The following is a 24277-nucleotide window of genomic DNA, read 5'->3' as shown; positions in this document are numbered from 1 at the left end:
CACTACAGTCCGGTGTGGACGGCTGAAGCGACCTCTTCGACCTCGCCGTTCTCACCGATCTTCAGCGCACCCGTGAGCAGGCCGACGACCTGGTTCATAGTGTGCGTCTTCGGTGAGACCACCGCGACCCGCTTTCCGAGGCGGTGCACGTGGATGCGGTCGGCGATGTCGAACACGTGCGGCATGTTGTGGCTGATCAGCACCACCGGCAGGCCGCGTTCGCGGATGCGGTTGATCAGGTCGAGCACCTTGCCCGATTCGGCGACGCCGAGCGCCGCGGTGGGCTCGTCCATGATCACCGCCTTGGTGCCGAAGGCCGCCGCCCGCGCGACCGCGACACCCTGGCGCTGCCCGCCGGACAACGTCTCCACCGGCTGCGTGATGGATTTGATGTTGATGCCGAGCTCGTCCAGGATCCTCTGCGCGTCGGCCCGCATGGTCGCGGTGTCCAGCTTCCGGAACAGTTGCCCGAACAGGTCCGTGCGCCGCTTTTCCCGGCCGAGGAACATGTTCGACGCGATGTCGAGCGCGGGGGCGACGGCGAGATCCTGATACACCGTCTCGATCCCGTAGTGCCGAGCGTCCAAAGGGGACTTGAAGTGGACGGTCTGACCGTCCACTTTGATCTCTCCGGAGTCCGGGATCACCGCGCCCGAAAGGGCTTTGATGAGGCTCGACTTCCCGGCACCGTTGTCGCCGACGACGGCGAGCACTTCACCGGGGAACAGCTCGAAGTCGGCGCCGTCGATGGCGGTGACCCGGCCGTAGCGTTTGACCAGTCCCTGAGCGGACAACGTGGGCGTCGTCATGACTGCTGCCTCCTCGCGAACCGATCGACGCAGACCGCGCCGATGAGCAGGGCGCCGGTGGCGACGTCCTGGTAGAGCGCGTCCACCCCGAGCTGGGTCAGCCCGGACCGCAGGACCGCGACGACCAGCGCGCCCATCATCGTGCCGAGTACCGAACCCCGGCCACCGAACAGGCTCGCGCCGCCGAGCACCACCGCGGTGATGGAGTCGAGGTTGCCGAGCTGGAAGGCGTTCGGGTCGGCGTTCGGCACGCGGCCGAGCGCCTGCCAGGCGGCGATCCCGACGATCACCCCGGCGACGATGTACACCGAAAGGATCGTCCGGTTGACCTTGATCCCGGACAGCCGCGCGGATTCCGGCGCGTTGCCGACCGCGTAGACGTGCTTGCCCCACGGCGTCCGCGTGAGCGCGTACCAAAGTCCCAGGTACATCAGCAAGGCGAGCGTCATGCCGTAGGTGATCGGGATGCCGCCGAAGAGGTACCGGCGGGTGCCGAGCCATTTGAGCAGTTCGTCGGCGACCGGGACGGCCTGCCCGCTCGCGAACAGTTTCGCGGCCGCGGTGAGCACGGTCAGCAGGCCGAGCGTGACGATGAACGGCGGCAGTTTGATCCGGGTGACCAGCGAACCGGTGACCATCCCGATCACCACGGTCGCCACGATTCCCAGCAGCAGTGCCCAGATCCCGGAGACGCCGCCGACCACGAGCTTCGCCATGATCAGCGTCGCCAGCACCATCGCGGCCGCGTTGGCCAGGTCGATCCCCGCGGTCAGGATGATCAGCGTCTGCCCGAGCGCGAGCGTGCCGACCACCAGGGACTGTTGTACCACAAGGGAAAGATTGTCGAGGTCGAGGAAGGTGTCCGTCGACAGCGAGAACACCACGATCGCGACGAGCAGGGCCAGCGCGGGCCCGACCGCGGGCGCGCGCAGGAAGAACTCACCGATGGACGGGCGTTCGTTGCCTTTGAGGGTTGCGGTAGTCACTTCGTCCCCCAGCAGTTCTCGAGGCCCCACTTGGTGTCCTGGCTTTCCACGCCGGGGATCGGCTTGTCCGTGATCACCGCGGATCCGGTGTTGACGAACCCGCTCGGCTTCTTCCCGGTCTTGGCGTATTCGACGGCGGCGAGGACGCCCTGCTCGGCCATCTTCTTGGGGAACTGCATGACCGTCGCGGCGTACTGGCCGTCGCGCACGTTCTTGACGCCTTCGCAGCCGCCGTCGATCGAGCCCATCACGATCCGGTCCACCAGACCGCGGGCCTGGAGCGCGGCGTACGTGCCGCGGCCCATCGGCTCGTTCATCGTGTAGACGGCGTTGATGTCGGTGGTGCGCTGCAGCAGGTTCTCGACGCCTTGCTGCGCGAGGCTCTGGTCGCCGTTCGCGGGCGTCTTGCCCTTGATCTCCGGCGACGCGTCGGTGAGCCCGATACCCTTGAGGAATCCGGTGTGCCGCTGGGTGTCCACTGTGGACCCGGCGGTGCCGTCCACCATGAACAGCTTCGGCGGCTTGCCGTTCAGGGCGGCCTTGACGTACGCGCCCTGCTGTCGTCCGGCTTCGAAGTTGTCCGTGGCGAAGGTGGCGTCGACGGCGGTGTCCGGCTCGGTCGCCGTGTCGAGCGCGATGACCAGCACCCCGGCCTTGCGGGCGCGATCGATCGCGTCGAGGACGCCGGTCGAGGAACTCGGCGTGATCAGGATGGTGTTCGCACCCTGCTGCATGAGGTTCTCGATGGCGCGGACCTGACCGTCGTTGTCGCCGTCGAACTGGCCGGCGAGCGCGCTGAACTCCGCGCCGTTGGCCTCGGCGGCGGCCTTGGCGGCCGCTCTCAGCTCCACGAAGTAGGGATTGGTGTCGGTCTTGGTGACCAGGCCGACCTTGGCCTTGCCACCGCCGCCTGCGTTCGAGCCGCCACCCCAGTGGCGTTCGACGGTGCACCCGGCCGAGGTCACCGCGAGCGCGGCGGCCATGGCGAGCGCGGCGAGACTGCGCTGTCTCATGGGGGATGCCCTCCGATTCAAGGCTGTCCGTGATGGACCGGAAGGTAGACAGGGTTATGCTCAGTCGCAAGCGTTTGCGCAAACGCTTGCCAGCTGACTTCACGAGGATTGGTAATGCCGCCGTCTCGCTCGTCCCGTCCCACCCAACGCGACATCGCCGAGCTGGCGGGAGTCTCGATCACCACCGTTTCCCACGTGGTCAACGGGACGAGGGCGGTGGCCGAGGACACCAAGCTGGCGGTGCTGCGCGCGATCGAGCAGACGGGCTACACCGGCGACGCCATCGCCCGCTCGCTGGTGACCGGCGGGACGCGGTCGATCGGCGTCGCGATCTCCCTGATCGCGAACCCGTACTTCGCCGTGCTGATCCAGGCGATCGAACGCGAGGCCGCGCTGGCCGGGTACACGGTCTTGCTCGCGGACACGCACGACACCGTCGACACCGAGCGTGAGACCGTGCGGACGCTGCGTTCGCGCCGGGTCGACGGGCTGCTGATCACACCGTCGCCTGGCGACGGTTCGGTGATCGGCGAGCTCGTCTCGCTCGACGTCCCGACCGTGCTCATCGACCGGCTCTCCACGCGTACCGACGTCGACCAGGTCGGCGCGGAGAACATCCAATCGACGTCGGCGCTGACGGCGCATCTGGCGTCGCTCGGGCATCAGCGGATCGGCATGATCAGCGGCACGGCCGGGCTGAGCACCAGCGAGGAGCGGATCCTCGGGTATCGGCTGGGGCTCGGACGCTCGGGTTTGACCTGGTCGGAGGACCTGGTCGCGTGCGGGCAGTCTTCGCAGGCCGGTGGCGCGCTCGCGCTGAGCACGCTGCTCGCGCTCCCGGAGCCGCCGACCGCGCTCGTGGTCGCCAACGACACCATGATGGTCGGCGTGCTGCACGAGCTGCGGCGCCGCGGCCTGCGCGCGGGTGTCGACCTGCCGGTGGTGGTCTACGACGACGTCGAGTGGGCCGATCTGGTCGATCCGCCGCTGACCACGATGGCCCAGCCGATCGAGGAGATAGGCACACAGGCGGTGCGCCTGTTGCTCGCCCGCATCAACGATCCCGCACGCAAGGCCCAGACGATGCGGATTCCGCCTACGCTCCGCCATCGTGCGTCCTGCGGATGCGCTCTCGTTCACTCACATTGATGATTGTTGGGAGACTTTCCGGTCTCGCCGCCGAGTGACGCTCCGTCAGCCGTTACCGTCATTCAAGCTCGGATGAAGGCGTGGAGCGATGACCGCATTGTCCCCGGCGTTACCCCTGTGGGAGGACACCCCTGTCACCCACCGGTTCGGGGTGGCCATGGCGATGCACGCGAACCCGTATTCGGGTGAACTCGTCCGCGCCATCCGCCGCGCCGCGCGCCGTCACGGCTGCGAGATCACCCTCGCCGACACCGGCGACAGCGTCGCCGAAGAAGCCGCGGTCATCCGCGCGCTGCGGGCGGACCGCGTCGACGGTGTCCTGCTTGTCCCGGCGGCCGGCGACGAAGCGGTGATCAACGGGCTGGTCCGGATGGGCGTGCCGACCGTGCTCGTCGACCGGATGGCCGGACGCAACGACGTCGACCAGGTCGGCTCCGAGAACATCCAGGCCGTGTGCGCGCTCGTGCGGCATCTGGCGGCGCTGCGGCACCGCAAGATCGGCTTCATCTCCGGCGAAGAGGACGTGACCACCTACGAGGAGCGGGCACTGGGCTACCGGCTCGGCCTCGGCCGCTCCGGCCTCCGGTGGACGTCGCAGCTGGTCGCGTGCGGGCGGTCGACGCCCGGCGGGGCGGCCGCCGCGACCGCGAAACTGCTCGACAGCTGGCCGTCGCCGACCGCGCTCGTGGTGGCGAGCGAGGCGATGATGATCGGCGTCCAGTACGAGGCGCACCGGCTCGGCATCCGGATCGGGCGCGACCTCGCGATCGTCGGCTACGGCGACATGGAGTGGGCGGGGCAGGTGACCCCCGCGGTCACCACGATGGCGCAGCCAATCGAGGAGATCGGGCGCAAGGCCGTCGAACTCCTGCTGGCCCGGATCACCGACCCGGAGCGACGGCCTGAATCCGTCCGGCTCGCGCCGCGGTTCATCCACCGGCAGTCGTGCGGCTGCTGAATCACAAGTCGCTGGTGAGAAGCCCGCCGCCGGGTGATGATGGCGGCATGACCGACCTGTGGACCGTGCACACCGCCGACCTCGAAGCAGGCGTGCTGACGTCGGCACGCGCTCTGCTGGACGACGCTTTCGACGGCGATTTCAGTGATCACGACTGGGAAAACGCCCTCGGCGGCATGCACACGCTCGTCTGGGAGTCCGGCGAGCTGATCGGGCACGCGTCGTTGGTCCAGCGGCGGCTCTTGCACGACGGACGGGTCCTCCGCACGGGTTATATCGAGGCGGTCGCCGTCCGGTCGGATCACCGGCGGCGCGGGCATGGCGCCGCGATGATGGACGCGCTCGAGCGGGTCCTGCGGAAGGCGTACGACCTCGGGGCGCTTTCGGCGTCCGACGAGGCACTGGAGTTCTACGCGTCGCGGGGCTGGCTGCTGTGGCGCGGGACTTCGTCGGCCATGACGCCTACGGGCATCGAGGCGACGAAGGAGGAGGACGGGTCGATCCACGTGCTGCCGGTGGGGGTCACGCTGGACCTGGACGGGGAGATCACCTGCGACTGGCGGGCGGGCGACGTCTGGTGACGCGTTTAGTCCTCTAAATGCGGTGTTCCAGGGTGGCCGCGGCTTCGAGCAGCATCCACGCGCTCACCTGGACGGACAGATCGCGTTCGGGAGCGTCGGCGGCGAGGGGTAGCGAAGGCGCCGGAGTCGCCCAGTCGGCACTGAAGAGCGGCCCGTGCGGCGTCTCGGTGGCACCCGACCAGCACGCGTCAGCCGACCGGATGACCAGGTCACGCGCCACGCCGCTCGGCAGCAGCGGCGCCGCGAGCGCCAGATATCGGGCCAGGATCCCGCCGAACAGGCCGCCGTCACCGCCTTCCTGCCCTCTGATCACGCCGTTCGGCGCGACGTGCTCCGCGACCGCGTGGATCGTGTGCTCCACTCTGTCCATTTCGGACAGTTCGAGGCAGGCGCCGAGGTAAACACCTTGGCAGTACGTGAAAATATGCTTCACCAGTTCGCCACTGCCAACACGTAGGCCGTCCCACACCAGCCCGGATTCCGGGTCGACGAGCCGTTCGGTCATCCAATCGGTCAAGCCGTGAGCGTGCTGTGTCGAGCCTTCGCGAGCGTGGAAGATCGCGGCCGGGCCGTTCGCGGGCGCGTTCTTGAAGTCGTCGCCGACGCGCCACCAGATCCCGCCCCCCGCGTCGTCGGTCCAGCCTTCGCGCAGCCGTGAACTGATCGCCTCCAGCCCACCGCGGACGTCCAGCCCTAGGTGCCCCACCCGTTGCAGCGCGAGGCCGAGCCAGGCGATGTCGTCGTAGTAGTCGTTGATCCACTTGCCGAAGTTGCGCAGCCGCACGGACACCACGAACCGGTCGATCAGCTTCAGCCGATCCGGCGACGGCTCCCGCAACTGGGCGTCGACGAGCGTCTCCAGCAGATGCGCCTGCCACCAGTAGTTCCAGTGCCAGTGGACGCGCTGCCCCGCCGAAGGCGGCCAGCCGCTGCGGCCCAGCACGGTCCCCGGCAGCCCCCACACGCGGCGCAGATGCCGGTCGCGGATCGCGCGCTCGGCGGTCGCGGCCCGGTCGGCGAGAGCAGTCATCGGGCCATCATCCCTTGCCCGCCGACATACCGCTCAGTATGTTGGGATGATTCCCGGACCCGCGAGGTGCTTCATGACCACGGCGCACGTGACCTGCCCGCTTTGCGAAGCCACCTGCGGTCTGGAGGTGACGATCGACGAGAAGAGTCTGGTGACCCGGGTTCGAGGCGACAGCGAGGACGTCTTTTCGAAGGGCTACATCTGCCCGAAGGGCGCTTCGCTCGGAGCGCTGCACCACGACCCAGACAGGCTCACCGCGCCGCTGGTCAAACGGGACGGCGAGTTCGTCGAGGTAACCTGGGACGAGGCGTTCGCCGAGATCGACCGGCGGCTGCGGCCGATCATCGACGAGCACGGCCGGAACGCCGTCGCGGTCTACGCCGGCAACCCGACGGTGCACAACGCGGCACTGGTGCTCTACGGCCGCGTGTTCTTCAAAGCCTTGGGCACCAGGAACTTCTACACCGCGACCACGGTCGACCAGATGCCGAAGCACTTTTCCTCCGGCTACCTGTTCGGCGACCCGCAGACCATCCCCGTCGCCGACCTCGACCGCACCGGGCACCTGCTGATCCTGGGCGCGAACCCGTTGGTGTCCAACGGAAGCCTGATGACCGCCCCGGACACGCGCGGAAAGCTGCGCGGGATCCAGAAACGCGGCGGCAAGATCGTCGTCCTCGATCCGCGGCGGACCCGGACCGCGCAGCTCGCCGACGAGCACCATGCGATCCGGCCCGGCACCGACGCGTTGTTCCTGTTCGCGCTGGTCAACGTCCTGTTCGCGGAGAACCGCGTCCGTTCCGGCGAGCACGTCGCCGGTGTCGACGAGGTCCGCGCGCTCGCGGAGCCGTTCACGCCGGAAGCGGTCGCGCCCGCGACCGGGATCGACGCCGCCGAGATCCGCCGTATCGCGCTCGAACTCGCGGACGCCGAACGCGCCGCGGTGTACGGCCGGATGGGCACCACGACCCAGGCGTACGGCACCATCACGAGCTGGCTGGTCGACGTCCTCAACACGCTGACCGGCAACCTCGATCGCGAAGGCGGCGTGATGTTCCCGCTGCCCGCCCTGTGGCGGCCGCGCCGGTCCTCGCCGTTCACCAGCGGCCGCTGGACGAGCCGGGTGCGCGGGTATCCCGAGGTGCTCGGCGAACTACCGGTGGCCACACTCGCGGACGAGATTGAGACGCCGGGCGAAGGCCAGGTGCGGGCGCTGGTGACCATCAGCGGCAACCCGGCGCTGAGCACGCCGAACTCTGCGCGGCTATCGGAAGCGTTGCGGCAGCTGGACTTCATGGTCTCGCTCGACGTGTATCTCAACGAGACCACACGGCACGCCGACGTCATCCTGCCCGGGCCGTCGCCGCTGGAGCGGCCGCATTACGACGTCGCGTTGTACGCGCTCGCCGTACGCAATGTCGCGAACTGGACGCCGCAGACGCTCGAAACGGATATGCCGCAGGAGTGGGTGACCCTGCTGCGGCTGGCCGGGATCGCCGCCGGCCAGGGCCCGGACGTCGACGTCGCCGCCTTCGACACGATGGTCGCGGGCGAAACGGCGCGGCGCACCGGCGTCGATCTGTCGCTGGCCGAAGGTCGTACGGGACCGGCGCGGATGATCGATCTGATGCTGCGCGGCGGACCGTACGGGCTGAGCCTGGCCGACCTCGAAGCCGCCCCGCACGGCATCGACCTCGGCGCGCTGAAGCCGCGGCTGCCCGAGGCGCTCGCCACCGCGAGCGGGAAGGTCGAACTGGCCCCGGAGGCGATCACGAAGGACGTGCCGCGGCTGCGCGCGGAGCTGGACAAGGCGCCCGACGGCGGGCTGCTGCTGATCGGGCGGCGGCATCTGAGCTCGAACAACTCGTGGATGCACAACCTGACGCCGCTGGTGCGCGGCGGGAACCGGTGCACCGTGCAGGTGCATCCGGACGACGCTTCCCGGCTCGGGCTGACCGACGGCGGGCTCGCGTCGGTGACTTCGCGGGCGGGCAAGCTCGAAGCGCCGGTGGAGGTGACGGCCGACGTCCGGCCCGGCGTGGTGAGCATGCCGCACGGCTGGGGGCACGACCTCGACGGAACACGGACGAAGGTCGCCGCCGCGCACGCCGGGGTCAACTCGAACCTGGTCGCCGACGAGACCCTGCTCGATGTGCCGTCCGGGAACGCTGTCCTGAACGGGATCCCGGTGGAGGTGGCCCCCGTCTAGCCCGCGTTTCGTCCTCTGAATGCGGTCCTTGCGCGTGCAACTATCGCATTCAGAGGACGAAATGCGGGGGTCACCAGGCTTGGGTGAGATCGGCGTGCTGCCGGACCCAGGCGTGCATGACGATCCCGGCGGCGACGCCGGCGTTGATCGAGCGGGTCGTGCCGAACTGCGCGATCGAAACGACCAGTGACGCGGTCTTCTGCGCCTCGGCCGACAGCCCCGGCCCTTCCTGGCCGAACAGCAGGACACACTCGCGCGGCAGTTCGGCGGTCTCGACGGGCTGCGAACCGGGCGTGTTGTCGACCGCGACCACGGCGAGCCCTTCCGTCGCGGCGAAGGTCAGCAGGCCGTTGACGTCCTCATGGTGGAGAAGGTGCTGATAGCGATCGGTCACCATGGCGCCGCGCCGGTTCCAGCGCCGCCGCCCGACGATGTGCACCGCCGCCGCGGCGAACGCGTTCGCCGTCCGGACCACGGTGCCGATGTTGTGGTCGTGCTGGAAGTTCTCGATCGCCACGTGGAACGGATGCCGCCGCGAGTCCACATCGGACACGATGGCCTCGCGCCGCCAGTAGCGGTACGGGTCGACGACGTTGCGGCGATCACCGTTGGCCAGGAGTTCCGGGTCGTAACGCTCGTCCGCGGGCCACTCGCCCTCCCACGGACCGACGCCGACCTCTTCCCGCGCCACCCATTCGGTGGGCCCGGCCTCGTTCTCAGTCACCCGGTGATTGTCACCCAGTGGTCGCCATCGGAAGTCCTTCGGGGGTATTCGGCGGATTCAGGTTTCCGCTGGGTGCGCGGCCGCGAGGTCCTCGTACCGGGTCGTACTCGGGCCTCGCGGCCGTGCGCCCAGCGGGAAGCTGGGCCGTCGAGACCCTCGGAGGACTTCCGATGGTGACCACTAACCCATGCTGACGCGGTGCGCCGGTGCGTCCCCGTCGTGGTGGCGGTGACGCCAGCGCTGGTACGCGCCGACGTAGGACACGATCACCGTCGCCATCGCGATCACGACGACCACCGGCAGCGACGAACGCGGGAACACGGTGTCGTAGAGGTAGTAGGCGTTGAAGCCGCCGGGCAGGTCGCCGAGGCCCTGCTGGTGCCGGAAGTAGTTCTCGGCCGCGGTCAGCGGGCAGGGCCAGGGAAAGACGTTGACGAGCACACCCCATGCGGCGAAGAACACATGCACGAAGATCACCTTCGGCCACCGCCACGCCAGGAAACCGCCGAATCCTATGAACAACAGCGCGAAAATATGCACCGCGACTGTCACGTTCGCCAGGAAACCCGCCACCTCAAGCCCCCTTTCACACCCCTACCAGCGACGTTACCCCTCTCGTATTGAGAAACGCTCACGAAAAAACGGGGCATCCTCCGTTCGCACAGAGGATGCCCCGTTCGGGAGACTTTACTCAGGACAGACCGAGATCGTCCTTGTTCAGGATGTAACGGTATTCGAGGCCTTCCTTCTCGATGGCCTCGCGCGCTCCGGTGTCCCGGTCGACGACCGTCGCGACACCGACCACGTTCGCTCCGGCCTCGCGCAGCGCCTCGACGGCGGTGAGGACGCTGCCGCCGGTGGTCGAGGTGTCCTCGACGGCCAGCACGCGCTGCCCCAGCACCTCGACGCCTTCGATCCGGCGCTGCATGCCGTGTTCCTTGACGGCCTTGCGGACGACGAACGCGTCGAGCACGACGCCGTCGGTCGCCGCGGAGTGCAGCATCGCCAGCGCCACCGGGTCCGCGCCGAGGGTCAGGCCACCGGCGGCGACGTAGTCCCAGTCGTGCGTGAGCTGCCGGAGCAGCTTCCCGATGAGCGGCGCGGCCGCGTGATGCAGCGTCGCCCGCCGGAGGTCGATGTAGTAGTCGGCTTCCTTGCCAGAGGACAAGGTCACCTTGCCGTGCACGACGGCGAGTTCGCCGACCAGTCTCGCCAGTTCGAGTTTCGCCGCTTGATCAACACCGGGGTACGCCACGGCCGAGAGTCTTACACACGGCCCGCCGGGTCCTTCGACGGTAGCTCTAGTCACTGCCGGCCGTCGCCGCGTCCACGGCCGGGCCGCGGGTGGCCGCCCAGGCCGGGACCAGGGTCGCCGCCAATGCGAGCGCCGCGGCGAGCCCGATGATGGTCAGGTAGATCAGCGGCGAGCCCATCGGCAGCAGCGAATCGGCCGCGACCAGGCAGAACGGGACGATCGCACCCGCCGAGACGACGGTGCCGAGCACGATCCCGACCAGTGCGACGAGGCCGCCTTCGAACCCGGCCATCCGCAGCACCTGAGCCCTCGTCGAGCCGGTGAGCCGCTGGAGGCCGAACTCACGGCGCCGCCGCACGGTCGCCATCACGAGCGTGTTGGCGACCGAAATCACCGTGTAGGCGATGATCATCCCGACCAGCAGGTAGTTCACCCACGCGCCGACGGCCTGGTCCTTGTCGTGCGCCGCGACGAGCGCCGCCCGGTCCCCGACGGACACCGGCAGTCCGGCCGTCGCCTCGCGGAGCCGCTCGGTGAGCGCCGCCGGATCGACGTCCGGGGCGGCGCGGACCAGCATCTGCGGCGCGAGTCCCGCGGTGGTGTGCGGCGCCAGGAGGTCGGCCGGGAGCAGCAGGCTTTCGAAGCCGGGGCGCTGGCTGGTCACCGCGACGACCTCGACGTCGACGGGCGCGCCGTCGCCGAGCCGAAGGCTGAGCGTGTCGCCGAGGCCGCGGCCGAAGTCCTTCGCGAAGACCTCGGGGAGCGCGACGGTCCGGCCGGTCAGTGCCGTCAGGTCGCCCTGGGTCACCTTGGTGTCGGTCGTGGCGGCCGCGCCGGAAGCGGTGAGGCCGATCGCCGGACGACCCTCGTCGGAGGAGTCGTACGGCTTCTCGAGGAACACGCTGCTGGTGACGTACTCGGACGCGCCGGCGACGCCGGGCACGGCCTGGATCCGCTGGACGAGATCCGGGGACAGCCCGCCCGCGACGGAACCGATCACGGCGTCCGCCCGGACGTCTTCGGTGAAGGCCTGGTTCGCCAGTTCCTGCTGGGTGGTCTGCAGGTAGATGTTCGCGGTCGCGATGCCGACGGCGAGCATGATCGGGGTGACCGCGCCCGCCGCCCGGACGATCCCGGCGCGGGTGTTGAGCACGGCGAGCCGGGCGTCGATGCCGCCGAGCAGGCGCATCGGCCACTGCAGGATCGCCGTCATCACCTTGGCGACGCCGGGCGTGATCATCGCGACGCCGATCGCCCACAGGATCACCGCGGGGCCGGCGGTGCTGGCCGCGATCGGTCCGGTCATCACCGCGACGGTCACGATGGCCAGCGCGGTGCCGCCGCCGAAGCAGAGGGCGGCGACGATGAACCGCGTCGGGGTCAGCCAGCGGCGGGTGACCGCGGCCTCGGCGAGCGCCTCGGTCGGCCGGATTTTCCCGGCCCGGCGGCCCGCGACGAAGGCGGCGATGAACACCGCGAGCATCGCGGCACCCGCGCCGACGACGGCGGGCAGCCAGCCTTGGTAGAACCGCAGGACCGAGGGCACCACGCCGTTTTCGACCAGCTGGCCGAACAGCCATTCGCCCAGGACCGGGCCGAGGACCGCGGCGAGCGCGGTGGCGAGCAGGCCGACGGCCAGCGCTTCGCCGAGCACCATGCGCCGGAGCTGACGCGGGGTCGTGCCGATCGCCCGCATCAACGCGAGTTCCCGCGAACGCTGCTGGGTGGACAGGCTCAGCGTGCTGGCGACGACGAACATCGCGACCATCACCGAAAGCCCACCGGACACCGCGGCGATGACGATCAGGTTGGTCCCGCTCGTCTCGGCCTCGGGGAACTCCGCGACACCGCGGTCGATACCGGTCAGGACGTTCGCCCCGGACGCGGCCTCGGCGACCTTCGCCCGCACCGTTTCGACGTCGGCGCCGGGATCGGTGAAGACGCCGATGACGTCGGCCTTGCCGGGGTGCCCGGAGAGCCGGGCGGCGTCGGCGGCGGAGAAGAACACGGCGGCCTGCGTGATCGAACGCGGCGCACCGGCCACTCCGGCGACGCGGAACGACTCGGTCTTGCCGCGCGCGGCGATCTGCACGACGTCGCCGGGCTTCGCGCCCGACGAGGACTCGACGACGACCTCGCCCGCGACCGGCGCGGCACCCGCGACCAGCGTGTACGGGGTCAGGGCGGCGGAGTCCCAAGCGTGGCCGAGCGCGGGCTTCCCGCCCGCCGCGAGCGGGAAGCTCACTTCGCCGACGACGTCCGAGACGCCGGGGACGGACCGCAGCCGGGAGACCAGGCCGTCGTCGAGGCGGACGCGTTCGGGCAGCCGCGCGTCCTCGAACTTGCGCTTGTCGTCGGGTTCGAGGGAGGCCGGGTCCTCCTTGGGCAGCTCGAAGGTCTGGCCGCCGGTGACGAGGATCGGGGCGGCCGCGAGCCGCTGCGGTTCCGCGTTGCCACGGATCCCCGTCTCCATCAGGCCACCGCAGGAGGCGACGATCAGCGCGCCGAAGAAGACGGCGATGAAGGTGCCGATGAAGCCGCCCTTGCGCAGGCGCAAGGTCCGGAAGGCGAGTCGCAGCATCACGCACCCGTCCTGGCCGGGCTGCCCCAGGCACCCAGGTGGGTCATGCGTTCGGCGACGACATCCGCGGTCGGCGCGTGCAGTTCGTCCGCGATCCGGCCGTCGGCCAGGAAGATGACGCGGTCCGCGTACGAAGCCGCCATCGGGTCGTGGGTCACCATGATCACCGTCTGACCGGTGGTGCGGACCGAAGCGCGCAGCAGTTCGAGGACTTCGGCGGCGGTGCGGGTGTCGAGCGCCCCGGTCGGCTCGTCGGCGAAGACCACCGCGGGCCGGGTGACCAGTGCCCGCGCGATCGCCACGCGCTGTGCCTGCCCGCCGGACAGTTCACCGGGAAGGTGCTTGCGGCGGCCGGAAAGCCCGACGCGGGCCAGCATCTCCTCGACGACGCGACGATCCGGCTTGGCACCGGCGAGCTGCTGCGGGAGCGTGACGTTCTGTTCGACGGTCAGCGCCGGAAGCAGGTTGAAGGCCTGGAAGATGAAGCCCACCCGGTCGCGTCGCAGCTTCGTCAGCTTCGTCTCGCTCATCCCGGCGAGCTCCTGCCCGTCGAGCACGACGGATCCCGACGTCGGCCGGTCCAGCCCGGCCGCGCAGTGCAGGAAGGTGCTCTTGCCCGAGCCGGAAGGGCCCATCACGGCGGTGAAGCCACCACGCGGGAACGCGAGCGTCACGCCGTCCAGCGCGACGACGCCCTTGCCGTACTCCTTGCGGACGCCGTCGAGCCGGACCGCGTCTCCGTTCCACCCAGGGTTCATGCTGAAAACCCTAGGAATCCCAGGTCGGAAGCACCCTGGGGCGAGCGTGCGTCTCCTTGGTAGGGCGGGCCCTACCTGACCGCCCCGGTCTTGGCGTCCACGTCGAGGTCGTGCTCGATCCCCTTGCCGTCACGCAAGCCGACCTGCCAGACGAGGGCACCGTCGGTGGCGCGGTCGATCTCCATCTCGTCGAGCTCACCCGGCTGCCGTTGCTGCGCGGTCTGCAGTGCCTTGACCGCGTCGACGTCCGCCTGTGCGATCTTCGCCAGATCGTCGCTCGGCTTCGCCGTTTGCCGATCGCCGAGGACCTGCCCGCCGTCCCGGCTCACGCGGATCTCGTGTTCCTGCCCGCCGGACGCGACCTTGATCGCCCAGCCGTCGTTCGCGGGCTCCACGTCGAACACCCGCCCGCCGGGCACGGCGGCCGCCGCGGCCTGGATCGCCTTCACCGGCTGGGCTTCCGGTCCCGGAGCCGCGGGCCCCGGCGGTGGCTCGGTGGAACAGGCGGCCAGCGTCAGCGCGACCGCGATGACGAGAAGTGATGACTTCATGATCCGCGCGTACCCGCCCGCCGCCGGCTCGAACCGTCGCCGGACCGGATGGCACTGTGGGGTGATGGTCTCGAACGGACAGGGCTGGCTCCAGATCGGCGAGCTGACGACGGCGTTCGCGCTTTCGGCGGCGATCGGGCTGGAGCGGCAGATCAGGGGCAAGAGCGCCGGGCTGCGGACCCAGACGATCGTGGGCACGGCGTCCGCGCTGATCCTTTTGGTCAGCAAGTACGGTTTCGGCGACATCCTCGCGACCGGGCAGGTGGTACTCGACCCGTCGCGGATCGCGGCGCAGATCGTCTCCGGTGTCGGCTTCCTCGGCGCCGGGCTGATCATCACCAGGCAGGGCGCGATCCGGGGACTCACGACGGCCGCCGCGGTCTGGGAAACCGCGGCCATCGGGATGGCGGCGGGTGCCGGCTTGCTGCTGCTGGCGGTCGTCGTGACGGCCATGCATTTCGTGGTGGTACTCGGTTTCACCTGGCTGACCGAGCATCTTCCTGGCGGCACGGGTACGACCAGGCTGCGCGTGAGTTACGCGGACGGGCAGGGCGTCCTGCGCGATCTGCTCGCGCTCTGCACGAGCCACCGATGGTCGATCACGTCCTTGCGGATCACCGACGACCGCGACGGCGAGGTGACGGTCTCACTCGACCTCACCGGCCCGGATCACGCCACGGCCCCGACCGTGCTCGCCGCGACCGAAGGCGTGCGGTCCATCGAAACCGCCGATGACGACTAGGTGCGGCCTTTGCCGCCAAAGCCTCCGCCGAGTTTGCGCAGCACCGCCCTCGGCAACAATCCGCCGACCGCGACGAGTGCCTTGTACTGCAGGCTCGGCACCGAAATCACCTTGCCGCGACGCAGATCCGCGAGCGCCTCGTCGACGACCTGGTCGACACCGAGCCAGAACGCCTTCGGTCCTGGCTTGTCCAGCCCCGCCCGCTCGTGGAACTCCGTGGTGGTGAACCCGGGGCACAGCGCCATCATGCGGATGTTCTTCGGCAGCGAGGCGGCGATGCCCTCGGTGAACGAGGTGACCCAGTTCTTGCTGGCGGTGTAGGTCGAGCCGCGGCCGCTGAAGAAACCGGCGACCGAGCTGACGTTGATGATCGCGCCCTCGCCGCGGTCGATCATGCCCGGCAGCGCGGCGCGGGTCAGCCGCAGGACGGCCGTGACGTTGACGTCGAGCTGACGCTGCAGCGCGTCCGGCGGGATGGTCCAGAAATCGCCGTTGAGGCCGAAACCCGCGTTGTTCACCAGCAGGTCCACCGGCTCGTCTTCCAAGCGGGCCTCGACCAGCGCTCGTCCGTCCACTTCGGACAGATCGGCGGGCAGGACGACGACGTCGACCCCGTGCGCCTCGATCAGTTCCGCCGCGAAGCCCTCCAGCCGGTCGACGTCGCGGGCGACGAGCACGAGGTCGTACCCCTCGGCGGCGAGCCGACGCGCGAACTGCGCACCGATGCCGGCGGTGGCACCGGTGATCAGGGCGGTCTGTGTCATGCCGCCGAACCTACTCCTCGGTCGGATTCCGGGAAGACGCTCGGCTGAGCCGGGTGTGGGGGTCACCCACCGTGGGGATTTGACGTGCAATGGCCGGAGTCGGGAAGTATCGTCCGCCCCCATGGGGAAGCACAGCAGGCGAAAGCCGAGCTACCTGCCCAAAGTCGCGGTCGGCGCGGCGCCGCTGGCGTTGTTGCTCGCCGGCCCGGCCACCGCGATCGCCGCCCAGACCGACCCGTCGATCCCGCTGCCCCTCGACCACCAGCGCGAAGGCAGCCTCGACCGCGGGGCCGGCTTCACCACCGAAGGCGACACATCCGTCTTCCGCGGTTTCTTGACCAGCACCGAACGGAACGTCTTCGGCAAGGACCTGGGCGACGCGAAGGCCGTCGCGGACGTCCGCCGCTCGGTGAGCGAGACCGTCGAGACCCGCGAGAGTGTCACGGCCCGCCCGGACAAGGTCGGCGCGCTCGGCGCGGCGAAGACGACCGAGACCCTCAAACAAGGCCAGCGCGAAGCCGTGAAGGTCGACCGCTACGGCAGCGTCGTCGCCGGGAACGAGACCGAACTCGAGCGGACCGGCGCCCGGCTGACCGAGGTCGCGCTCGACCCGCGCACCGGCGTCCCCAGCTTTGTTTCCCAGGACGGCCGCGGTCTCCGCGCCTCCGAAGGGACCTACCACGCCGTCCGTCCGCTGCCCGGGGTCGGCGTGATCAACGAGACCGACCAGCGAGCAGGCGGCACTCTCGACCGCGCCTTCCGGCTCGACGGCGGATTCTCCGGCGACCTCGGCGGTGTCCTGGAGGCCGGGCGGTCGTCCGGGCACGCGGTCGACGTCGGCGAGCTCGCGGCCGTCGGGACGACGTCGGCACAGCACGGCAACGGCCGGTTCAAGGGTGTTCTTCCGCTCGACGTCGGCTCGGGCGCCGCCTTCGGCCAGGAACACGCGTTCGGCGGCACCGTCGGCCCGGCGACCGGGCTGGTGACCACCGGACAGGACGTGGATCTGGCGCAGCACGGCGGCGGATTCACCGGAGGCGGTTCGCACACGATCAGCGGCGACCTCGGCATCGGCGAGGTCGCCGCCGTGCACGGCACCACGACGTCGTCCGTGCGCGGGGTCCTGCCCACCACCGATCCGGCGGAGGCGGGGCATGGGACGCAGTCCGGGACGCTCGACCTGACGTTGCTCGGTCAGCCGGCGCACACCGGCTACGTCGCCGGGGCGCTCCCGCTGGAACTCAAGCCGGCTTAGGCCTGCGGCTCGATGTCGTCGGCGGCCTCGGCCTGCCAGTGACGGCCCGGGGTCGACGCGTTGTCGTACTCCTCGTCGAACGGGTCCACGATGTCGGCGATCTCGCCGAGGTCACGCAGCAGCCGCTCGAGCCGCGACGGCCCGGCGTTCGGGGCGACACTCGCGAGCACCCACTCGTTCTCCAGCCACGCCACGCCGACGTCGCCGCCGAGCGAATCCGCCGCGTCGACGAGTTCCTGCGTGATCACCTTGCGAGCACCCTCGGAATCGTCCGCGAAGGCGTAGCGCTGACCGATCGGGCCGAGCATCTCGGGCATGTCCTGGCGCTGGAACGGCACGCTGGACAGCCACATCTCCAGCGGCGTCTCGTGCACGCGGTTGCAGCGCACGGCGACCACGACCGCCGGGATCTGGCCCTCGGTCTCGATGTCGAAGATGAAGACGGGGCGCCGTCCGTCTGAGGTGAAGGTGGACCCGGCCACGACGTTGACCGCCAGCTGCGCGCCGAAGTAGCCGATCGCGCCGTTGGACCACTGCCGCGGCAACCGCTCGTCCTCTTCGACGAACTGCCAGCCGCGCAGCTCGGCCCAGCGCATGCGCTCGCGATTGCGCGAGCCCTCCTTCGCCCGGTCGGCCGCGAGCAGCGCCAGCCCCGCCACCAAGGCGACGGCGGCGATGACGAACCAGATCCACGCCGGAATACCCACGACGGTCAGGGTATCCCCCTGCCCTCACCGGATGTGATCGCCGGGCGCCGTGTCGCGCGCCCCTTTCGGTGCGGCACCCGGGAAAGACCACGAAAGACGCAAGGAAAGGTCGACAAATCTCCCTGTCGCCAATGCCATGAAAGGTCCTTTCCTTGCGAAATTTGCAAGGAAAGGACCTTTCATGGCACTCAGGCGAGGGAACCCAGGCGCCTCGACCACCCCGGTGCGGCGATCACACGTGATCAGACGGACGACACGTGTGATCAGCCGGACGACTCACGAGGCCTCAGTCCACCCGCGTGACCGTCAGGGCGTCCGACGCCTCCTGGGCCGGGATGTCCACCCGGACCGTGTCGCCGTCCCGGATCTCACCGGCCAGCAGCTGTTTCGCCAGCTTGTCGCCGATCGCCGACTGCACGAGCCGCCGCAGCGGCCGCGCGCCGTAGATCGGGTCGAAGCCGTTCAGCGCGAGCCACTCGCGTGCCCCGTCGGTGACCTCCAGCGTCAGGCGGCGCCGCGAAAGCCGCGTGGCGAGCCGCTCGATCTGGATGTCCACAATGGACGTCAGCTCGTCGGTGCCCAGCGCGTGGAAGACCACGATGTCGTCCAACCGGTTCAGGAACTCCGGTTTGAACTGCCGCTGCACCACCGACATCACCGCGTCGTTGCGCTGACGCTCGTCGAGCGCCGGGTCGGCGATGGCCTGCGAGCCGAGGTTCGACGTCAGCACCAGGATCGTGTTGCGGAAGTCGACCGTGCGGCCCTGGCCGTCGGTGAGCCGTCCGTCGTCGAGCACCTGCAGGAGCACGTCGAACACGTCCGGGTGCGCCTTCTCGACCTCGTCCAGCAGCACCACCGAATACGGCCGCCTGCGCACCGACTCGGTCAGCTGCCCGCCCTGGTCGTAGCCGACGTAACCCGGGGGCGCACCGACCAGGCGCGCCACCGAGTGCTTCTCGGCGTACTCGCTCATGTCGATCCGCAGCATCGCCCGCTCGTCGTCGAACAGGAACTCCGCCAGCGCCTTCGCCAGCTCGGTCTTGCCGACCCCGGTCGGGCCGAGGAACAGGAACGAACCGGTCGGCCGGTCGGGGTCGGCGACGCCGGCCCGGGTGCGGCGCACCGCGTCCGAGACGACCTGCACGGCCTCCTTCTGCCCGACGACCCGCTTGCCGAGCTCCTCCTCCATCCGGAGCAGCTTGCCCGTCTCGCCTTCCAGCAGCCGTCCGGCCGGGATGCCGGTCCACGCGCTGACCACGTCGGCGACGTCGTCCGCGCTGACCTCCTCCTTGAGCATGACGTTCTGCTGGCTGACCTCGTTCGCCTCGGTCGCGGCCTGGAACTCCTTCTCCAGCGCGGGAATCCGGCCGTAGCGGAGTTCGGCGGCCTTGCCGAGGTCGCCGTCGCGTTCGGCGCGTTCGGACTCGCCGCGCAGCTGCTCCAGCTGCTCCTTGAGTTCGCGGACGCGTTCGATCGAGCCCTTCTCGTTCTGCCAGCGCGCGGTCAGCGCGGTCAGCGTTTCCCGCTTTTCGGCCAGTTCCGAGCGCAGCGCGGCGAGGCGCTCCTTGGACGCGGCATCGTCCTCTTTGGACAACGCCATCTCCTCGATCTCCATCCGCCGCACGGCGCGCTCGACCTCGTCGATCTCGACGGGCCGCGAGTCGATCTCCATGCGGAGCTTCGAAGCGGCCTCGTCGACCAGGTCGATCGCCTTGTCCGGCAGGAACCGGGCGGTGATGTAGCGGTCGGACAGCGTCGCGGCGGCGACCAGCGCGGCGTCGGTGATGCGCACACCGTGGTGCACCTCGTACCGCTCCTTGAGCCCCCGCAGGATGGCGATGGTGTCCTCGGGGGACGGTTCGCCGACCAGCACCTGCTGGAAACGCCGCTCCAGCGCGGCGTCCTTCTCGATGTGCTCGCGGTACTCGTCGAGCGTGGTCGCGCCGACCATGCGCAGCTCGCCGCGGGCGAGCATCGGCTTGATCATGTTGCCCGCGTCCATCGCGCCCTCGCCGGTCGCGCCGGCGCCGACGATGGTGTGCAGCTCGTCGATGAAGGTGACGACCTCCCCCGCGGAGTCGGTGATCTCCTTGAGCACGGCCTTCAGCCGCTCTTCGAACTCGCCGCGGAACTTGGCGCCCGCGACCATCGAGCCGAGATCCAGCGCCACCACGCGCTTGCCGCGCAGCGACTCCGGCACGTCACCGGCGACGATGCGCTGGGCGAGCCCTTCGACGATGGCCGTCTTGCCGACGCCGGGTTCGCCGATCAGCACCGGGTTGTTCTTGGTGCGGCGCGAGAGCACCTGCACGACGCGGCGGATCTCGGTGTCGCGGCCGATCACCGGGTCCAGCTCGCCGGCGCGGGCGCGCTCGGTCAGGTCGACGCCGTACTTCTCCAGCGCCTTGAACGTGCTTTCGGGATCCGCGCTGGTGATCCGCGCGGAGCCGCGCACCTTGGCGAACGCCTCGCGCAGCGCGTCCGGGGTGGCGCCGTGCCGTTTGAGCAGCTCGGCCACCGGCCCGCCTTCGGTGGCGAGGCCGACGAGGAGGTGCTCCGTCGAGACGTATTCGTCGCCGAGTTCGGTCGCGAGCTTCTGCGCGTGCGTCAGCGCCTTGACGGCGTTCGTGTCGAACTGCGGGCTCGACACGGTGGCGCCGGTCGCCGACGGCAACGCCGCGATCAGCGGCTCCAGCTCCTTGTGCACCTGCGCCGGATCGGCCCCGACCGCGGTCAGCAGCGGTGCGGTGAGCCCCTCACCCTGCGCCAGCAGGGCGCCGAGCAGGTGTGCGGCCGCCACGTGCGGGTTCCCCGCCATCGTGGCCGCCTGGGCCGCCGACGAGATCGCCTGCTGGGTCTTCGTGGTCGGGTTGAAAGCGTCCATCCCTCACCTCGTACTAGGTCTTGCAAAGCTCTGTCGACAGGTACAACGTCAGGAAAGTTGAGTCTGTTCCACTCAACTCCGAAAAGTTTCAGCCCCCGGTCGGGGAGACGGCCTCCGCGGGCAGCCGCGGACCCACCCGGCCGAGGCCGACGACGGCCGTGCAGGCGCACGCGGCCACGAGCACCCACGGGATCCAGACTGCCACGGAGAACAGCGCGACGACGGCCGGAGCGATCACCGCGGCGAGCGTGAACGCGTATTGGAAGGCCGCCAGATACCGGCCCCGCGCCTCCGGTGGCGCCGCCGCTTCGGCCAGCGCCCCGGAGCGCGGACCGAACGCGAGATCGCCCGCGGCCAGCACGAGGGTCGCGCCGAGCAGGTAAACCGGCTGGAACACCTTCGGCACGAACACCACCATCAGGCAGGCGAGGCACCACACCGCGAACAACGCCGAACCGGCGCGCATCGCGGCGATCCGGGTCAGCTTCCTGGTCAGCCGCAGCCCGAGGACTCCACCCAGACTGGTGACGACGGTGAGCAGCGCGATGATCGCGCCGGGAAGCCATCGAGGCCCATGCAAGGCGTTGAAGACGTACACGGGCATCCCGATGAGGAAGAAGTCCATCGTGAGCGCGAAGAGGCCGCTGAACACGATGAGCGCCAGGTACGGACGGTTCCGCCAGACCCGCGCGGGCCCCGGGCGCCGCGGCAGATGCCGAGGGGCCGGCGTGACGAGCGTCGAGAGGATGGCCGCGGCGATGACGAAGGTCGCGACGTCCAGCATCACGGCGACGTAGAGGCCTTCGCGTCCGATCCACACCAGCAGCCCGGCCGCCGCGAGCCCGCCCAGCCCGAAGCCCGCGGAGCGGACCATCGCGGCTTCGGCGAACGGCCGGTCCTTCGGTCCTTCACCCGCGACGTCGGCGATGAGCGAGAACTGCGAGCTGTAGAACAGCTGCTGTCCGGCCGCGAGCATGACGGACGCGCCGACGACCCCGGCGAACCCGCGGGCCAGCAGGAAGGCACCCACCCCGGCGGCCTGCAGGACGTGGGCGCAGATCATCACCGTCCGCGGGCCGATCAGGTCGACGAGCCGTCCGGCGAACGCGGGGACGAGCAAGCCGGCGAGTGCACCGAGAGTGACGGCGCTCCCCGCCTGAGCGAGGGGCAGACCGACCACACGGATGACGAAGACCAGCCCGAGCGGGAGGAAAAGTCCCGAGCCGAAGTTGTCGATTCCCAAGGCGACCAGCAATGCGACCCGGTTACGCACTGATACGACGCTACCGGCGTCACAGCGCTACGAAAGGTCCGTTCAGTCAAGACCGGCGGGTAGTAACGACCTGGGTCAAACGTCGCAGGTCCGCACGGACAGGGCGGCGCGGACGTCGGCGTTCATCTCCGCCAGGCGCGTGGTCAGTTCGAGGACCTTTTCGTCGTCCCAGCCGCCCAGCGCGCGCTCCATGAACTCCAGATAACCGGCCCGCCTGCGCCCCAGCTCCGCGCGCCCGCGCTCGGAGATGCTGATGATCGACGCGCGGCCGTCTTCGGGCGCCGGACGGCGGTCGACCATGCCCGCCGCGGACAGCTGGGAAATTTGACGACTTACGACCGACAGGTCCACGAAGCGTCGTTTGGCCAATTCGGAAGGCCGTGCCTCGCCGTGCTTCGCCAGATCCGACAGCAGCATCGCGGCCGCCGGATGCAGCCCGGGGTCGTCCTGCCACGCCTGCATTATCCAGGCGTGCTGCAGCTGCGAGGCGGCCTTCAACTCACGCATCAGCTCGACCCTGGCGTCGTCCGCGGAGCTCATCGGTCCCTCCTGGCTACTTGTACAGTACAACTTTATTCGGCGACACTTGCGTAAGACAACTATTTACCTCGTGAGATCGCCCACTGCGGACCGGCTTCGAGTACACCCGTCCGGAGCAACGATGCGGGCAAAAGGTCTCTCGGCGGCTAGTCTCGCGAACGAGCCGGAACTCAGCCGACCGGCCGACAGCCACTGACCGGAGAGGTGAATGATCCGTGAATTCTTCTCCAGTGGACCCTCGTACGTGAAACCGGGGAACTGTCTTCCGGTATGCGCTTCCCGATCAGCGACTCCCAGCCCGTGACGGCCGACGCGGTCAGCCCGGTCCCGCGGTCGTCGGCGCCGCGCGAAGCACCGCCCGCCGTCACCGCGATGGTGCGGCTCATCCGGGACACCTGGGCGAAGTCGGAACCCTTCATCCCGGAGATCTCGCAGTTCTTCTACGGGATGCTGTTCACCCTCGCGCCGGCCACCCGCGACTTCTTCCCGATCAACATGGAGGTCCAGCGCGGCAGGCTGGTCCGCGCGCTGGTCCACATCGTGCAGATGGTCGACCGGCCGGACGACCTCGTCCCGTTCCTGACCCAGCTCGGCCGCGACCACCGCAAGTTCGGCGTCATCCCGCGGCACTACGAGGCCGTGGGCACCGCGCTGCTCGCCTCGCTCAAGAACCACCTCGGTCCGGACTGGACACCCGAGGTCGAACGGGCCTGGGCGGAGGCGTTCACCATCGTCGCCCGCGCGATGCAGGAGGCCGCCGCGGCCGACGTCAACCCGGCGTCGTGGTCGGCGACCGTCCTCGAACACCGGCGGCTCACCTGGGATCTCGCCCTGGTCCGCGTCCAGCCCGAATTCCCGGTGCCGTATCAGCCCGGCCAGTACATGAGCGTCGAAGTACCGCAGCGGCCGAGGCTCTGGCGCTACCTCTCGCCGGCGAACGCGCCGCGCGAGGACGGCGGCATCGAGTTCCACGTGCGCGCGGTCGACGGCGGCTGGGTGTCGCGCGCCATCGTGAGCCACACGCAACCCGGCGACGTCTGGCGGCTCGGGCCGCCACTCGGCAGGCTTTCGGTCGACCGGACCGACGGCCGCGGCGTCCTGATGATCGCGGGCGGCACCGGTATCGCGCCGCTGCGCGCCATCTTGGACGATCTGGCGCAGTGGGGCGAGAACCCGAAGGTGCAGTTGTTCTACGGCGGACCGTCGCGTGAGGACCTCTACGACCTCGACGAGTTGCGCGCCCTGGCGGCCACGAACCCGTGGCTCACCGTGACCCCGGTGGTCGAACACGGCGAAGAAGCACCCGGCTGCGTGCAGGGCACGCTCGCGGAAGCCGTTACACAGCAAGGATCCTGGCCGGGACACCGGATCCTCGTGGCCGGCTCGCCCGCGATGATCCGGGCGACGGTGTCCCGGATGCTGGTCGCGGGCAGCGCGCTCGACCAGATCGCGTACGACCCCTTCACCATCGACTAGGCAATTCGATTCCACAATGGTGTTCGGCCGCG

At 69.7% G+C, this 24277-nt stretch carries 22 protein-coding genes; 7 read left to right on the top strand and 15 right to left on the bottom strand.

Features of this window, described 5'->3' with window-relative positions:
- Positions 1 to 2: 2 nt before the first annotated feature.
- Genes ED92_RS07430 through ED92_RS07420 form a run of 3 tightly spaced genes read right to left on the bottom strand, consistent with a single transcriptional unit; the run spans position 3 to position 2808 of the window.
- The gene (locus ED92_RS07430; protein WP_037334543.1) at positions 3 to 809 is read right to left on the bottom strand and encodes an ATP-binding cassette domain-containing protein; all 807 of its coding nucleotides are present in this window, start codon (positions 807 to 809) and stop codon (positions 3 to 5) included.
- Positions 806 to 1795 (bottom strand): ABC transporter permease, encoded by a 990-nt coding sequence (locus ED92_RS07425; RefSeq protein WP_037334541.1) that lies wholly within the window; start codon positions 1793 to 1795, stop codon positions 806 to 808. Before ED92_RS07425 ends, ED92_RS07430 begins: the two co-directional genes overlap by 4 nt.
- The gene (locus ED92_RS07420) at positions 1792 to 2808 is read right to left on the bottom strand and encodes a substrate-binding domain-containing protein (protein ID WP_037334539.1); all 1017 of its coding nucleotides are present in this window, start codon (positions 2806 to 2808) and stop codon (positions 1792 to 1794) included. The genes ED92_RS07425 and ED92_RS07420 overlap by 4 nt, the downstream gene beginning before the upstream one ends.
- Before the next feature lie 114 nt (positions 2809 to 2922).
- Here ED92_RS07420 and ED92_RS07415 point away from each other — a divergent pair, with 114 nt between their 5' ends.
- The 3 genes from ED92_RS07415 (at position 2923) to ED92_RS07405 (ending at position 5496) form a co-directional block, all read left to right on the top strand.
- On the top strand, positions 2923 to 3957 hold the full coding sequence (locus ED92_RS07415; protein ID WP_037334537.1) for a LacI family DNA-binding transcriptional regulator: 1035 nt from the start codon (positions 2923 to 2925) through the stop codon (positions 3955 to 3957).
- An 88-nt stretch (positions 3958 to 4045) separates the two neighbouring features.
- Positions 4046 to 4915, top strand: a complete 870-nt coding sequence (locus tag ED92_RS07410) for a LacI family DNA-binding transcriptional regulator (RefSeq protein WP_037334535.1) — start codon at positions 4046 to 4048, stop codon at positions 4913 to 4915.
- Between the two features lie 47 nt (positions 4916 to 4962).
- Entirely contained in the window at positions 4963 to 5496 is a 534-nt protein-coding gene (locus ED92_RS07405) for a GNAT family N-acetyltransferase (protein WP_037334533.1), read from the top strand.
- 13 nt (positions 5497 to 5509) lie between these two features.
- On the opposite strand, the gene ED92_RS07400 is transcribed toward ED92_RS07405, so the two are convergent.
- On the bottom strand, positions 5510 to 6526 hold the full coding sequence (locus tag ED92_RS07400; protein ID WP_037334531.1) for a glycoside hydrolase family 76 protein: 1017 nt from the start codon (positions 6524 to 6526) through the stop codon (positions 5510 to 5512).
- Between the two features lie 73 nt (positions 6527 to 6599).
- Between ED92_RS07400 and ED92_RS07395 the strand changes: the two genes are divergently transcribed.
- On the top strand, positions 6600 to 8735 hold the full coding sequence (locus ED92_RS07395) for a molybdopterin oxidoreductase family protein (RefSeq protein WP_037334529.1): 2136 nt from the start codon (positions 6600 to 6602) through the stop codon (positions 8733 to 8735).
- 70 nt (positions 8736 to 8805) lie between these two features.
- On the opposite strand, the gene ED92_RS07390 is transcribed toward ED92_RS07395, so the two are convergent.
- From ED92_RS07390 to ED92_RS07365, 6 genes are all read right to left on the bottom strand, one after another.
- The gene (locus ED92_RS07390; protein WP_037334527.1) at positions 8806 to 9459 is read right to left on the bottom strand and encodes a TrmH family RNA methyltransferase; all 654 of its coding nucleotides are present in this window, start codon (positions 9457 to 9459) and stop codon (positions 8806 to 8808) included.
- Between the two features lie 180 nt (positions 9460 to 9639).
- Complete coding sequence (locus ED92_RS07385) at positions 9640 to 10032, bottom strand: DUF2784 domain-containing protein (RefSeq protein ID WP_037334525.1); 393 nt, start codon at positions 10030 to 10032, stop codon at positions 9640 to 9642.
- Positions 10033 to 10150: 118 nt separating this feature from the next.
- Positions 10151 to 10714, bottom strand: a complete 564-nt coding sequence (gene pyrE, locus ED92_RS07380) for an orotate phosphoribosyltransferase (RefSeq protein ID WP_016338130.1) — start codon at positions 10712 to 10714, stop codon at positions 10151 to 10153.
- A gap of 46 nt (positions 10715 to 10760) precedes the next feature.
- Positions 10761 to 13295, bottom strand: coding sequence for an FtsX-like permease family protein (locus ED92_RS07375; protein WP_037336193.1), 2535 nt, complete (start codon positions 13293 to 13295; stop codon positions 10761 to 10763).
- Positions 13295 to 14053, bottom strand: coding sequence for an ABC transporter ATP-binding protein (locus tag ED92_RS07370; RefSeq protein ID WP_037334523.1), 759 nt, complete (start codon positions 14051 to 14053; stop codon positions 13295 to 13297). Before ED92_RS07370 ends, ED92_RS07375 begins: the two co-directional genes overlap by 1 nt.
- A gap of 71 nt (positions 14054 to 14124) precedes the next feature.
- Positions 14125 to 14604: a PepSY domain-containing protein gene (locus ED92_RS07365; protein WP_037334520.1), complete on the bottom strand. Its 480-nt coding sequence runs from the start codon at positions 14602 to 14604 to the stop codon at positions 14125 to 14127.
- A gap of 61 nt (positions 14605 to 14665) precedes the next feature.
- Between ED92_RS07365 and ED92_RS07360 the strand changes: the two genes are divergently transcribed.
- On the top strand, positions 14666 to 15346 hold the full coding sequence (locus ED92_RS07360; RefSeq protein WP_037336191.1) for an MgtC/SapB family protein: 681 nt from the start codon (positions 14666 to 14668) through the stop codon (positions 15344 to 15346).
- On the opposite strand, the gene ED92_RS07355 is transcribed toward ED92_RS07360, so the two are convergent.
- Positions 15343 to 16110: an SDR family oxidoreductase gene (locus ED92_RS07355; protein ID WP_037334517.1), complete on the bottom strand. Its 768-nt coding sequence runs from the start codon at positions 16108 to 16110 to the stop codon at positions 15343 to 15345. The genes ED92_RS07360 and ED92_RS07355 overlap by 4 nt on opposite strands.
- 121 nt (positions 16111 to 16231) lie before the next feature.
- On the opposite strand from ED92_RS07355, the gene ED92_RS07350 reads away from it, so the two are divergent.
- A complete protein-coding gene (locus tag ED92_RS07350) occupies positions 16232 to 17365 on the top strand; it encodes a hypothetical protein (protein WP_037334514.1) in 1134 nt (377 codons plus the stop codon).
- Here the strand turns inward: ED92_RS07350 and ED92_RS07345 are convergent.
- From ED92_RS07345 to ED92_RS07330, 4 genes are all read right to left on the bottom strand, one after another.
- Positions 17362 to 18072 carry a hypothetical protein gene (locus tag ED92_RS07345; protein ID WP_037334510.1) on the bottom strand — a complete coding sequence of 237 codons (711 nt, stop codon included), beginning with the start codon at positions 18070 to 18072 and terminating at the stop codon, positions 17362 to 17364. The two genes, ED92_RS07350 and ED92_RS07345, sit on opposite strands and share 4 nt — an antisense overlap.
- Positions 18073 to 18358: 286 nt before the next feature.
- On the bottom strand, positions 18359 to 20956 hold the full coding sequence (gene clpB / locus ED92_RS07340) for an ATP-dependent chaperone ClpB (RefSeq protein WP_037334507.1): 2598 nt from the start codon (positions 20954 to 20956) through the stop codon (positions 18359 to 18361).
- Positions 20957 to 21044: 88 nt separating this feature from the next.
- The gene (locus ED92_RS07335) at positions 21045 to 22229 is read right to left on the bottom strand and encodes an MFS transporter (RefSeq protein WP_037334504.1); all 1185 of its coding nucleotides are present in this window, start codon (positions 22227 to 22229) and stop codon (positions 21045 to 21047) included.
- A gap of 75 nt (positions 22230 to 22304) precedes the next feature.
- Positions 22305 to 22769, bottom strand: a complete 465-nt coding sequence (locus tag ED92_RS07330) for a MarR family winged helix-turn-helix transcriptional regulator (RefSeq protein ID WP_037334501.1) — start codon at positions 22767 to 22769, stop codon at positions 22305 to 22307.
- A 270-nt stretch (positions 22770 to 23039) separates the two neighbouring features.
- On the opposite strand from ED92_RS07330, the gene ED92_RS07325 reads away from it, so the two are divergent.
- Entirely contained in the window at positions 23040 to 24245 is a 1206-nt protein-coding gene (locus ED92_RS07325) for a globin domain-containing protein (protein ID WP_172843548.1), read from the top strand.
- Positions 24246 to 24277: the final 32 nt, after the last annotated feature.

Origin of the sequence: Amycolatopsis sp. MJM2582 (genome assembly GCF_000754115.1) — a bacterium.
Lineage (GTDB): Bacteria > Actinomycetota > Actinomycetes > Mycobacteriales > Pseudonocardiaceae > Amycolatopsis > Amycolatopsis japonica.
The sequence above is the reverse complement of the archived record's forward strand: the minus strand, read 5'-3'. Positions and strand labels throughout refer to the sequence as shown.

Coding starts and splice junctions, on each gene's coding strand:
- ED92_RS07430 (WP_037334543.1), bottom strand. CDS start 809: ATGACGACGCCCACGTTGTCCGCTCAGGGACTGGTCAAACGCTACGGC.
- ED92_RS07420 (WP_037334539.1), bottom strand. CDS start 2,808: ATGAGACAGCGCAGTCTCGCCGCGCTCGCCATGGCCGCCGCGCTCGCG.
- ED92_RS07415 (WP_037334537.1), top strand. CDS start 2,923: ATGCCGCCGTCTCGCTCGTCCCGTCCCACCCAACGCGACATCGCCGAG.
- ED92_RS07410 (WP_037334535.1), top strand. CDS start 4,046: ATGACCGCATTGTCCCCGGCGTTACCCCTGTGGGAGGACACCCCTGTC.
- ED92_RS07405 (WP_037334533.1), top strand. CDS start 4,963: ATGACCGACCTGTGGACCGTGCACACCGCCGACCTCGAAGCAGGCGTG.
- ED92_RS07400 (WP_037334531.1), bottom strand. CDS start 6,526: ATGACTGCTCTCGCCGACCGGGCCGCGACCGCCGAGCGCGCGATCCGC.
- ED92_RS07395 (WP_037334529.1), top strand. CDS start 6,600: ATGACCACGGCGCACGTGACCTGCCCGCTTTGCGAAGCCACCTGCGGT.
- ED92_RS07375 (WP_037336193.1), bottom strand. CDS start 13,295: ATGCTGCGACTCGCCTTCCGGACCTTGCGCCTGCGCAAGGGCGGCTTC.
- ED92_RS07370 (WP_037334523.1), bottom strand. CDS start 14,053: ATGAACCCTGGGTGGAACGGAGACGCGGTCCGGCTCGACGGCGTCCGC.
- ED92_RS07365 (WP_037334520.1), bottom strand. CDS start 14,604: ATGAAGTCATCACTTCTCGTCATCGCGGTCGCGCTGACGCTGGCCGCC.
- ED92_RS07355 (WP_037334517.1), bottom strand. CDS start 16,110: ATGACACAGACCGCCCTGATCACCGGTGCCACCGCCGGCATCGGTGCG.
- ED92_RS07350 (WP_037334514.1), top strand. CDS start 16,232: ATGGGGAAGCACAGCAGGCGAAAGCCGAGCTACCTGCCCAAAGTCGCG.
- clpB (WP_037334507.1), bottom strand. CDS start 20,956: ATGGACGCTTTCAACCCGACCACGAAGACCCAGCAGGCGATCTCGTCG.
- ED92_RS07330 (WP_037334501.1), bottom strand. CDS start 22,769: ATGAGCTCCGCGGACGACGCCAGGGTCGAGCTGATGCGTGAGTTGAAG.
- ED92_RS07325 (WP_172843548.1), top strand. CDS start 23,040: ATGCGCTTCCCGATCAGCGACTCCCAGCCCGTGACGGCCGACGCGGTC.